This window comes from Synechococcus sp. RS9909, assembly GCF_014279595.1.
In the GTDB taxonomy this organism is placed as follows: domain Bacteria; phylum Cyanobacteriota; class Cyanobacteriia; order PCC-6307; family Cyanobiaceae; genus Synechococcus_C.
In genome coordinates, this window is record NZ_CP047943.1 from 1 (window position 1) to 11872 (window position 11872).

An 11872-nucleotide genomic window follows, 5' to 3' on the forward strand; every position below is an offset into this window, starting at 1 on the left:
ACGCTTTCCCCAGCACCTACTACGGCTATTGAATTGGATTTAAAAAAGAACTAATCCTTGAAACAGCAGATGAGGCAAACGTTCAGCGCCAAGCGGTTGAGTCCATTGCGCTTCGCCCTGGCCTGTGGAACCGTGGGAAGCCGCTCAGAATGGTTTGCCCGGACGTTGACGCCATGAAATTGGTCTGTTCTCAGGCTGAACTCAACGCCGCTCTGCAGCTCGTCAGTCGGGCCGTTGCGTCCAGACCTACCCATCCGGTGCTGGCCAACGTGCTGCTGACTGCGGATGCCGGCACCGGGCGGCTCAGCCTCACCGGTTTTGACCTCAACCTCGGGATCCAGACGTCCCTGCCCGCATCGGTTGAGAGCAGCGGTGCCGTCACCTTGCCGGCGCGTCTGTTGGGGGAAATCGTGTCGCGTCTCTCGAGTGAGTCACCCGTGACCCTCGCGAGCGATGACGCCGGCGAACAGGTGGAGCTCACCAGCCTCAGTGGCTGCTACCAGATGCGGGGCATGCCCGCCGATGAGTTTCCCGAGCTGCCCCTGGTGGAAAACGGCACGGCCCTGAAGCTGGAGGCTGCTGCGTTGGCTCGCGCCTTGCGCGCCACCCTGTTCGCCAGCAGCGCTGATGAGGCCAAGCAACTCCTGACCGGGGTGCATCTGCGTTTTTCCGGTTCCCACCTGGAAGCAGCGTCCACGGATGGCCATCGCCTGGCGGTGCTCGCCGTGACCGATGCCCTCCGCGAAGCTCCGACGCTGGAGGGTGGGGAAGCCAACGACGGAGAAGCCGCCGATCTTTCCGTCACCCTGCCGGCTCGGTCGCTGCGGGAGGTGGAACGTCTTGTGACCAGCTGGAAAGGCGACGATCCAGTCACCTTGTTTTACGACCGTGGGCAGGTGGTGGTGCTCGCGGCCGATCAGATGGTGACCAGTCGCACCCTGGAGGGCACCTATCCCAACTACCGCCAGTTGATCCCCGACAGCTTCAGTCGGGTGTTTGAACTGGATCGCCGTGGTTTCGTCGCTGCCCTGGAGCGGGTGGCGGTGCTGGCGGATCAGCACAACAATGTGGTGCGGATCAGCAGCGAGCCTGAGTCGGGGCTGGTGCAGATCAGCGCTGATGCCCAGGATGTCGGCAGTGGTTCTGAGTCGTTGGCGTCTGATCTCAGCGGTGAGCCCGTGCAGATCGCTTTCAACGTGCGTTACGTGCTGGATGGCCTCAAGGCCATGGAAGCCGACCGGATCAAGCTGCGTTGCAATGCGCCCACCACGCCGGCCGTGCTCTCCGCCGCCGATGATGACTCCGGGTTCACGTATCTGGTGATGCCCGTTCAGATCCGCAGCTGAGGCCTTGTCCCGTCCTGATCAGATCCTTCTGAGCGATCTGTTGCGCCATCGCGTACGTTGCGACCAGGGGCTCGACCATGGTCCCGGCGTCATGGCCTGGATGCATCCGCCCGTGCATCGTCTGCTCGGTTGGGTCAGTCGTCCATCGGCGCTGCGCACCCGTCGTGCGGTCTGGCGTCTGGATCAGTGGCGCGGGCTCAGTGAGCAGGAGGTGTTCGTCAAGGGCCCACCGGCTGAGGCTGATCTCGTGACGCTGGAACGGCTTCCCACACTCCTGGAGGCCGATCTGCTCGATCGACAGGGTGAACGCCTGGGGAGCATCGCCGACCTGGCGGTGGTGCCGGCCACAGGCCAGATCCTCCACTATCTGGTGTCGCGCAGCGATCCGCGCCTACCCGGCAGCAGCCGTTGGCGACTCACACCCGACCGCATCGTCGATCAGTGCCCCGGCCAGGTGTCCACGGCGCTGAGGGAGCTGGATGAGCTGCCCCTGGCCCGCTCCAGTGTTCGACAGGATCTGCTGCGTCGTTCCCGCTCCTGGCGTGAGCAGCTGCAGCAGATCGGTGATAAGGCCGGAGAGCGACTGGAGGGTTGGCTGGAGGAGCCTCCCTGGGACGAACCTCACGATGAGAGGCCTGATCGCCCTTCCCGCTCCCCCCATTCTGATCGGGGTGATGACGATCCGGATCCCTGGATCTGAACCGCTGTCGGCAACACTGGAGACAGCTGATCAACCTCCAGTGGCCCAGTCCCCCGCTTCGGCGCCGTCGTTTGACGTGACGGCCGCTCTCCGCAAGGAGGGACTCACCGAGGAGGACTACCGCGAAATTCAGCGCCGTCTCGGTCGTGATCCCAACCGGGCGGAACTCGGCATGTTCGGGGTGATGTGGTCGGAACACTGCTGTTACCGCAACTCCAGGCCGCTCCTGCGAGGTTTTCCGACGGAGGGGCCCCGCATCCTGGTGGGACCGGGGGAGAACGCCGGGGTGGTGGATCTGGGCGACGGGCACCGTCTCGCGTTCAAGATCGAAAGTCACAACCATCCCTCGGCGGTGGAGCCCTTTCAGGGCGCGGCCACGGGGGTCGGTGGCATCCTGCGTGACATCTTCACCATGGGCGCCCGTCCGATCGCCCTGCTGAATGCCCTGCGTTTCGGCCCCATGGAGGAGCCCTCCAATCGGGGACTGCTGGAGGGGGTGGTGGCCGGCATTGCCCATTACGGCAACTGCGTTGGCGTGCCGACGGTGGGCGGTGAAGTCGCCTTTGATCCCTCCTACAGCGGCAACCCGCTGGTGAACGCCATGGCCCTGGGGCTGATGGAAACGGAGGAGATCGTCAAATCCGGAGCCTCCGGTGTCGGCAATCCCGTGGTGTACGTGGGCAGCACCACCGGTCGTGACGGCATGGGGGGTGCCAGCTTTGCCAGCGCTGAACTCAGTGGCTCCTCCCTCGATGACCGCCCGGCTGTGCAGGTGGGTGATCCCTTTCTGGAAAAGGGGTTGATCGAAGCCTGTCTGGAGGCCTTCCAGAGTGGTGATGTGATCGCCGCCCAGGACATGGGAGCGGCCGGTCTCACCTGCAGCTGTGCCGAAATGGCCGCCAAGGGGCATGTGGGCGTGGAGCTCGATCTGGATCGGGTGCCCGCACGGGAAGAGGGCATGACCGCCTACGAATTTCTTCTCTCCGAGTCGCAGGAGCGCATGCTCTTCGTGGTGCGTGCCGGTCGCGAGCAGCCGCTGATGGAGCGTTTCCGCCGCTGGGGGCTGCAGGCGGCCGTGGTGGGACAGGTGTTGGCGGAGCCCGTGGTGCGGGTGTTGCAGCACGGAGCGGTGGCCGCTGAAATTCCCGCCCGCGCCCTGGCGGAAGACACGCCGATCAATTCCCACAGCCTCTTGGCCGATCCCCCCCTCGACATCCAGCAGCATTGGCAATGGCAAGACTCCGAGCTTCCCGGTGCCGCGTTGGAGCACGACTGGGGTGCCGATCTGCTCGCCCTGCTCGATGATCCGACCATCGCCAGCAAGCGCTGGGTGTATCGCCAGTACGACCAGCAGGTGCTGGCCAACACCGTGATTCAGGCCGGAGGCGCTGACGCCGCGGTCGTGCGACTCCGGCCTCAGCAGGGGGACGGGTCCCTGCAGGGAACTGAGCGCGCTGTGGCGGCCACGGTGGATTGCCCGAATCGCTGGGTGGCGCTGGATCCCGAGCGTGGTGCGATGGCGGCGGTGGCGGAAGCGGCCCGCAACCTGAGTTGCGTCGGTGCCGATCCGCTCGCGGTGACCGACAACCTGAACTTTCCCTCACCCGACACCGATCGCGGCTACTGGCAACTGGCCATGGCCTGCCGTGGTCTGGCTGAGGCCTGCCGCCGACTGAACACCCCCGTGACCGGTGGCAATGTCTCCCTCTACAACGAGACCCGCAGTGATGATGGCGCGTCCGTGCCGATCCATCCCACGCCCGTGGTGGGCATGGTCGGGGTGGTGGAGTCCATCGCCAAGGTGATCGGTCTGGGGTGGCGGCAGCCGGCGGATCCAGTGGTGCTGCTGGGGGTGCCGATCGATGGGCAGGCCGATGATCGGCTCGGGCTGGCAGGCAGTGCGTATCAGGGGGTGATCCATGGTGCCCTCACCGGCCGCCCGCCTCGTCCGGATCTGGATCTCGAGGTGAGAGTGCAGGCCCTGGTGCGGGCGGCGATTGGCCAAGGCCTGTTGGCGTCCGCCCACGATTGCAGCGACGGTGGCCTGGCGGTGGCGTTGGCGGAGAGTTGCCTGGCGGTGGGCCTGGGTGCCGCGATTGACCTGGGCAGCAGCGGGTCCCGTCCGGAGCAGCTGTTGTTTGCGGAGGGTGGCGCCAGGATCATCGTGTCGGTGAAGGCGGAAGCCCTTGAGGCCTGGCAGGCGCTGTTGGCTGGAGCGCTCGGTTGTGACGTTCCGGCCACGCCCCTCGGCTTCGTCACGGATCAGGGGCGGTTGACGATGCGCTCGGGAGATCAGGCCCTGCTGGATCTCGATGTCGCCGCGATGCGCCTGGCTCACGACCAGGCACTGCCCCGACGCATGGCGGCATGATGCAAAATTGTGACCACATCATGACGTCGAGGCGCTCTGTGCATCAGTCCGAGACGGAGCGCCCCGACCGGATGGAGGAAGCGTGCGGCGTGTACGCCGTGCTCGCCGCAGAGCAGCCGGTGGCGAACCTCACTTATTTCGGCCTGTATTCCCTGCAGCATCGCGGCCAGGAGTCGGCGGGAATCGCCGTTTTCAACCAGGGCAAGGTGCGCCTGCACAAAGACATGGGCCTGGTCAGCCAGGTGTTTGATCAGGACGTCCTGGCCCGCATGCCCGGTCATCTGGCCGTGGGCCACAACCGCTATTCCACGACCGGCAGCAGCAGGGTCTGCAATGCCCAGCCGGTGGTGCTGATGACGCGCCTCGGCCCTTTCGCCTTGGCTCACAACGGCAATCTCGTCAACGCAGCGGAACTGAGGCAGCGTGTTGATGATGGCCAGGCCGAATTCACCTCCACCACCGATTCGGAATTGATCGCGCTGGCGATTCAGCAGGCGGTGGAGCGCGGCCTCGATTGGCAGCCGGCGATCACGGAAGCCGTGGCCTTGTGTCGTGGTGCTTTCAGTCTGGTGATCGGCACCAATGACGCCCTCTATGCCCTTCGCGACGGCTATGGCATCAGACCGCTGGTGTATGGCCGCCTTGGCGATGCCAGCGAAGGGCACTGGGTGGTGAGCAGTGAAACCTGTGGGCTCGACATCATCGGCGCCAGTTATGAGGCGGATGTGCAACCCGGCGAAATCGTGCGCTTTCATTGCGGTGAACCGGAGCCATCGATTCAGCGGTGGGTGGAACCTTCCACCAGGATGTGCGTGTTCGAAATGATCTATTTCGCCCGGCCAGACAGCCGCTTCTTCGGAGAATCGCTCTACAGCTACCGGCAACGCATCGGTCAGATCCTGGCGAAGGAATCGGCGGTGGAAGCCGATCTGGTGATCGGTGTGCCTGATTCGGGCATTCCTGCCGCCATCGGGTATGCCCAGGCGAGCGGATTGGCGTTTGCCGATGGCCTGATCAAAAACCGCTACGTCGGTCGCACCTTCATTCAACCGACCCAGGCGATGCGGGAAGCGGGGATACGGGTGAAATTGAATCCGTTGCCGGATGTGCTGGCCGGTCAGCGGGTGGTGGTGATCGATGACTCGATCGTGCGCGGCACCACAAGCCGCAAGCTGGTGCAGGCCCTTCGCGATGCCGGTGCCACCGAGGTGCACATGCGGATCAGTTCCCCACCGGTCACCCATCCCTGTTTTTACGGCATCGACACCGACACCCAGGATCAGCTCATCGCCGCCCGTCTCACGTTGGCGGAGATCCAGGAGCATCTCAAGGTCGATTCCCTCGCCTATCTCAGCAAAGAAGGCATGGTGGAAGCGGCGCGGGCCAGTTCGTCCCAGTTCTGCACCGCCTGTTTTGACGGTGCCTATCCGGTGCCGATGGATGAGGCGATGCGCTCCAGCAAGCTCATGCTCGAGCCGGCCGGTGTGGCGGCCTCACTCCGCTGAGTCCTTCGTGCCGTTGATCAGCGGCACCAGAGCCTTCAGTCTCTCGCCTTCTCGCAGCGGCAGTTCCAGGCTGTCATCGGTGCTGATCGCTGTTCCGGCCAACCGTCCATGCCGCCCCTGGCTGGAGATCAAGCCCAGCAGCGGCGTCGCCAGGCAGACGGACACGAGGCGATCGTCCGGCGCAGCCGTCGCGTTCAGATCGATCGCCAGATCGCCCAGATCGCCGCGGTGGCACAGTCTCAGATCACCGAGAGGGCGTCGGATCAACCGACCCTGACGGGTGGCGGCGATCAACTGGCCGGGAGCATCGGCAGCCAGGCTGACAGCCCCGACCAGCTGTTCTCCCGGCAGCAGGCGCAGCGCCACCGGCCCCTGGGCCAGCTTCCCCATCAACGGCAGCGCCGTGTCATCCACCGGCAGCCGTAGCACCCGGCCGATGTCGGTCACCAGGGCGATCGTTCCCCCCTCGGAGCAGATCACTCCAGCCTGGAGGCTGACGCCCTCCTTGAGCTTCAGCACGCTGGCGGCCCGCCCCGACAGTTCCTGCAGGTCCTGCAAGGGCAGACGCTTGAAGCGACCATCGCTGCTCAGCAGACCGAGGGACAAAGTCCGGCTGGCGTGATCGTCGTCGGTGTCGGGAAGCTGCAGCAGGTTGATGACGGTTTCACCCTCCATGGCGGTGGGTAGAAACCGTTCGAGCGCTCCTGGCTGTTGTCCGGCGAATTCCCAGCGCACCAAGGCCACCCGGCCCTGGGCGGTGAGGGCCAGCAACCGGGGGGGTGGGGCGATCGGCAGGATCAGGCGGGCTGGTGACGGTTCATCGCCGAGGGCGGCGGCGTCCTGCAGATGCATCCGGCCCAGCACCTGGGGGCTGATCACCTTGACCTGGCCATCGGCTTGGATCAGCAGACGGGCATCGCCAGGAAGTGCGCCCAGGGCCTGCTTGCGTTGCAGTTCGGCATTCGGGCGTTGGCTGGCAGCCCGTTCGGCCAGCAGATGGTCGCCGCCTTCGATCAGGCGGGTGCGGCGCGGCGTGGCGAATCGTTTCCTGAGCTGCTTCAGTTCATCCACCAGAGCCGCCAGCAGAACGTCCCTTTGCTCGAGCAGGCGTTGCAGGCGACTGCGTTCCTGACGCAGTTCCTCGGCTTCTTTCCGCAGGCTCTCCTGCTCCAGTCCGGTGAGTCGACGCAGCGGCATCGCCAGAACGGCATCGGCCTGTCGTTCGCTCAGGTCGAGGTGCACCATCAGGCTGGCCCTGGCGCTGGCCGCATCCCGCGCCTCCTGGATCATGCTGATCACCTGTTGCAGTGCCTCGAGTGCGCGGTTGAGACCCTCCACCACCTCGAGGCGATCCTCGGTTTTGCGCAGGGCATGGCTGGTCCGACGGATCAGGGTCTGCTCGCGGTACTCGAGGAAGGTCTGCAGCAGCTGGCGCAGGGAGAGCTGCTGCGGTTGACCGTTCACCAGCGCCAGCAGGATGGCTCCGAAGTTGCTCTGCAGTGACGTCCGTCGTTGCAGGTCGGCAAGCACCTTGCCTGGATCGGAATCCCGCCTGAGTTCCACCACCACCCGCATGCCGTCGCGGTCGCTCTCATCCCGGATGTCAGCGATGCCACCGATGCGCCCCTCGTTCACCTGCTCCGCCAGCTTTTCGATCCAGCCCGCTTTGCTCAGTTGAAAGGGCAGTTCGGTGATCACCACGGCATTGCGCTTGTGGCGCCCCTTGCCCGGCTGCACCTCCTCGATGTGAGCCACGCCCCGCATCGGGATGCTGCCGCGACCCGACAGGTAGGTCTCCCGGACGCCACTGCCTAACAGCACTTCGCCGCCGGTTGGGAAATCCGGGCCGGGAATCAGGGTCAGGAGCTTGTCATCGCTCAGCTCCGGTTGGCGCACCAGGGCCACCAGGGCATCCACCACTTCGCCGAGATTGTGGGGCGGGATGTTGGTGGCCATGCCCACGGCAATCCCGGCACAGCCGTTGAGCAGCAGGAAAGGCAGCTGGGCCGGCAGCACGGTCGGTTCCTGCTGGGAGCCGTCGAAGTTCGGAGCGAAATCAACGGTGTCGTCGCCGATCTCATCGAGCAGTCCCTGATGGGCGATCGGAGCCAGGCGGGTTTCGGTGTAGCGCATGGCAGCCGGCGGATCGTCATCCACGGATCCGAAGTTGCCGTGGCCATCCAGCAGGGGGTGGCGGCTGGAGAAGGTCTGCACCAGCCGCACCAGAGCGTCGTAGACCGCCTGATCACCGTGCGGGTGATATTTGCCGAGCACATCGCCCACGACGCGGGCGCACTTGCGGTAGGGCCGATCCGGTGTCAGGCCCAGTTCGTGCATGGCATAGAGGATGCGACGCTGCACCGGCTTGAGGCCATCGCGGGCATCGGGCAAGGCCCGACCCACGATCACGCTCATCGCGTACTCGAGGTAGGAGCGCTGCATCTCCTGATGCAGGGCGATCGGTTGAACGCGCTCCTCGGCCATCCGGATCGGAAATTCTGAGGGCGGAAGGGGCTCAGCCTACAGATCTCCCCTGGGATGACCAGTCCTCTCAGCTGGCGCTGCTGGGATCGGCGTTGGCTTCTGCACGCTCCACCGCATCCTGGAGGGCCGGGTTTGCCAGCAGCGTGCGCGCCGCCAGCCTCAGGTTCAGCCCCCACAGCTGCTGTTTCTGATGCCCGGGGAGCACGTAATTCGGATCGTCGGCCAGGGCTTGTCGCGCCAGGGTCAGCGCCTCTTCATCACCCGGTGATTGGCTGTTCAGTGCAGCGGCCAGGGCGAGCATGGGTTCGGCGTTGCGCTTGATCGTGAGCACGCGTCGCCAGCGTTGAATCGCCTCACGGGTGTTGCCCATTTCGAACAGCACGATCGCCTGGTTGTTCACCGCTTCCCAGAAGGTGGGTTTGAGGCTGGCGGCTTTTTCAAAGGCCTTGAGTGCGGCGCCGTAGCGCGATTGCATCACCCTGGCGTTCCCCAGGTCGAAATAGGCGGCGGGATTGTTGGGATCGAGCTTCAGCCCTTCATCGAGCAGGGGGATGGCATCCTCCGGCCGGTTGTCGCGCAGGGCCAGGGAGGCCTCGGCAAACCAGAGTCCGGCTTTGTTGGGATTGAGTTCCTTGGCCTTGGCCAGGGAGCGGGCGGCCGCATCCAGTTGCTGGCTGCGCAGTTGGGCCTCAGCCAGTACCGACCAGAGCCGTTCATCCTCCGGCTGGAGCCGCACGGCCAGCGCCGCCAGCCGGGCGGCTTCTTCCGGTTGACCCAGCTTGAGCAACTGCGCCGCCGTGCGCCCGATGCCGATGCCGGATCCCTCCAGTTCCTGCTGGCTCGGCACATACACCGTGGGAATGAGCGCCTTGGCAGGCAGGGGCAGAATCGCGCCGGCCAGGGCGAGCAGGGTCGCTGCACACCTGGTTGCACCGGGTTTGAAGCGAACGTTGCGACCCATCACTTTGATGTCGATCCGTTCAGGGTAGGAGGGCTCTCCACGCGCGCTGCCTCGGCGTTGCGTCTCCACATCCAGGGCTTGATTCTGCGCAGCGCCGAACCGCGCAGCTTCTCCAGCCAGGTGGCGTCATCCCAGCTCAGGGCCTGGTCGCGCTGCAGGCTGAGGATCCAGGGCCGGGGCTGCACATCGGGATCCTCACTGCAGGGCAGGGGCCCCTCATTCCAGGGGCAGACCTCCTGGCAGATGTCGCAGCCTGCAAGCCATGGACCCAGGGCGGCCTGGATCGTCTCCGGTAGTTGCGGGCTGCGGTTTTCAATCGTGTGATATGCGAGGCAGCGGCGGGCATCGACCACAAAGGGTTCCCGGATCGCGTCCGTGGGGCAGGCGTCGATGCAGCGTTGACAGCGACCGCAGAGGGGTTCGGCGGGTTGATCCGGCGGCAGGTCGAGACTGGTGAGCAGGTGGCCGATCACCATCCAGGACCCCCGTTGGCGGTGGATCAGGTTGCTGTGTTTGCCGATCCAACCCAGACCGGCCTCCTCCGCCCAGGCCTTGTCGAGCAGGGGGTCGGCATCCACGCAGGCTCTCCAGCCCACGCCGGGATGCTGCTGCTCCAGCCAGCGTCCGAGTCGCTTCAGCCGTTGCATGACGACGCGGTGGTAATCCCGGCCCCAGCCATAGCGGGCGATCGCCAGCGTTCCTGGTTCCCGCCTGGCTGCCACGTGGTAGTTCAGACCCACCGCCAGCAGGCTTCTGGCACCGTCGAGCAGCCGTTCCGCCGCCAGCCGCCGTGGTGCGGCCATCCAGGCCATGTCGGCCTGATGTCCTGCCTCCAACCAGCGTTGCAGGGCTGCCGTCCGCAGTTGGAGTCGGGCACTGCCCGGCAACCGGGCGAGACCCACCGGCTCGAAGCCCTGCTGCCGAGCTTCCCGCTTCAGGGCTTCGGCCAGCCTGGCCAGATCAGTGTCAGCGGACACGGAAAGCGACCGTACAGTTGGACGACTTCAGGCATCTTGCCGTGTCCGCTTCTGCTCCAGGTTCCTCGTCCACGCTGCGACTCGCCCCTGTGCTGCGCTGGCTGGGTCTCACGCTGGTGGTGCTCCTGGTTCTGCAGATCGCTGTGGTCCTCAGTGGTGCCGACTGGGCGGAGGCGTCGTTTCAACAGCTGCTGATCGAACGGCTCGTCAGCCAGGCCCCGATGGGATTTGTCGGCTTGTTGCTGATGTTGATCGGGTCGCGCCTGGATCATCCCGTTGCCGATCGCCAGCCGATTCGTTGGGTGGTGTGCGTGCTTTCGGCTCTGCTGGCGATTGCCATGATCGCTGTGGTGCCGATGGCGATCAGTGGCAATCAATCGCTCGCCGGTCAGGCGGATCAGACGCTGCAGCAGCGCCGCAGCCAGCTGGAGATGGCCCGACAGCAGGGAAAGAATCCCGACAACGTGAAGATGCTGGGAGAGCAGCTGGCCCAGGCCGGACAACTGCCTGCTGACGCCACCGATGACGACAAGGCCAAAGCGGCCCAGGAGTTCATCGATGGTCAGCTGCAACAGATGAACGATCAGCTTCAGCAGGCGGAGCGCCAGCGCAATCTGGCGATGAATCAACGTCGTTTCGGTGGCACCGTCAGCGCCGTGGTGCTGGCCATTGCCTTTGTGCTCCTCGCATTCGCGGCTGTTCTCTGATTGCTGGTTAGGTTGGTTGGATCACGTCGCCTCAAGGACCGAGACGTTTCTTGGTGCAGTCCAACCCCAGACCCGATCTGCCGCTCAGCGCCAGACTTCAGCAGGATCTCAAGAATGATCTGATTGCTGGTCTGCTGGTGGTCATTCCGTTGGCCACCACGATCTGGTTGGCGACCACGGTGAGCCGTTTTGTTTTGGCGTTTCTCACGTCGATTCCAAAGCAGTTCAACCCCTTCATCACGCTCAACCCCCTGCTGCAGGACCTGATCAATCTGGCCCTCGGCCTCACGGTTCCCCTGCTGGGGATTCTTCTGATCGGTTTGATGGCCCGCAACATCGTGGGCCGATGGTTGCTGGAGTTCGGTGAGGGCACCTTGTCACGGATTCCCCTGGCGGGATCGGTGTACAAAACGCTGAAACAGCTCCTCGAAACCTTCCTTCGCGACAATTCCAAGCGGTTTCGCCGTGTCGTTCTGGTGGAGTACCCCCGCGAGGGTCTGTTCAGCGTCGGTTTCGTGACCGGTGTGGTGGGCCCCTCGTTGCAGGCCGAACTCGAGGAGCCCCTCCTGAGCGTGTTCATCCCCACCGCTCCCAACCCCACCACCGGCTGGTACGCCTTGGTGCCTGAGTCATCGGTGCGGGATCTCAATCTCTCGGTGGAGGATGCATTCCGCACGATCATTTCCGCTGGAATCGTCAATCCGGATGAACGGGAAGCCCCTGTGAATCGCAGTTTTTCCAGTCTTCTCTCCCAGTTGCGCGCTACCTCTCCGTCGTCCCGCGCCTCGGAAGCGTGATCAGCGATCTGCCTGTGCCAACCT

General features: G+C 64.8%; 9 protein-coding genes. 6 read left to right on the forward strand and 3 right to left on the reverse strand.

The window, feature by feature from the left end:
* The first annotated feature begins 173 nt into the window (after positions 1–173).
* From dnaN to purF, 4 genes are read left to right on the forward strand one after another with little or no spacing between them, the layout of a single operon-like run.
* Positions 174–1346: a DNA polymerase III subunit beta gene (gene dnaN / locus SynRS9909_RS00005; protein WP_007101135.1), complete on the forward strand. Its 1173-nt coding sequence runs from the start codon at positions 174–176 to the stop codon at positions 1344–1346.
* 4 nt (positions 1347–1350) lie between these two features.
* Positions 1351–2046, forward strand: a complete 696-nt coding sequence (locus SynRS9909_RS00010) for a hypothetical protein (protein ID WP_007101134.1) — start codon at positions 1351–1353, stop codon at positions 2044–2046.
* Positions 2047–2050: 4 nt separating this feature from the next.
* A complete protein-coding gene (purL, locus tag SynRS9909_RS00015; RefSeq protein WP_370587904.1) occupies positions 2051–4417 on the forward strand; it encodes a phosphoribosylformylglycinamidine synthase subunit PurL in 2367 nt (788 codons plus the stop codon).
* 20 nt (positions 4418–4437) lie between these two features.
* Complete coding sequence (gene purF, locus SynRS9909_RS00020) at positions 4438–5922, forward strand: amidophosphoribosyltransferase (RefSeq protein ID WP_240307734.1); 1485 nt, start codon at positions 4438–4440, stop codon at positions 5920–5922.
* On the opposite strand, the gene SynRS9909_RS00025 is transcribed toward purF, so the two are convergent.
* The 3 genes from SynRS9909_RS00025 to queG form a co-directional block, all read right to left on the reverse strand.
* A complete protein-coding gene (locus SynRS9909_RS00025) occupies positions 5911–8406 on the reverse strand; it encodes a DNA topoisomerase (ATP-hydrolyzing) subunit A (RefSeq protein WP_007101131.1) in 2496 nt (831 codons plus the stop codon). The two genes, purF and SynRS9909_RS00025, sit on opposite strands and share 12 nt — an antisense overlap.
* 67 nt (positions 8407–8473) lie before the next feature.
* The gene (locus SynRS9909_RS00030) at positions 8474–9367 is read right to left on the reverse strand and encodes a tetratricopeptide repeat protein (protein WP_007101130.1); all 894 of its coding nucleotides are present in this window, start codon (positions 9365–9367) and stop codon (positions 8474–8476) included.
* Complete coding sequence (queG, locus tag SynRS9909_RS00035) at positions 9367–10344, reverse strand: tRNA epoxyqueuosine(34) reductase QueG (RefSeq protein ID WP_007101129.1); 978 nt, start codon at positions 10342–10344, stop codon at positions 9367–9369. The genes SynRS9909_RS00030 and queG overlap by 1 nt, the downstream gene beginning before the upstream one ends.
* Positions 10345–10385: 41 nt before the next feature.
* Between queG and SynRS9909_RS00040 the strand changes: the two genes are divergently transcribed.
* Positions 10386–11051, forward strand: coding sequence for an HpsJ family protein (locus tag SynRS9909_RS00040; RefSeq protein ID WP_038001768.1), 666 nt, complete (start codon positions 10386–10388; stop codon positions 11049–11051).
* A 50-nt stretch (positions 11052–11101) separates the two neighbouring features.
* The gene (locus SynRS9909_RS00045) at positions 11102–11848 is read left to right on the forward strand and encodes a DUF502 domain-containing protein (RefSeq protein WP_007101127.1); all 747 of its coding nucleotides are present in this window, start codon (positions 11102–11104) and stop codon (positions 11846–11848) included.
* Positions 11849–11872 lie beyond the last annotated feature (24 nt).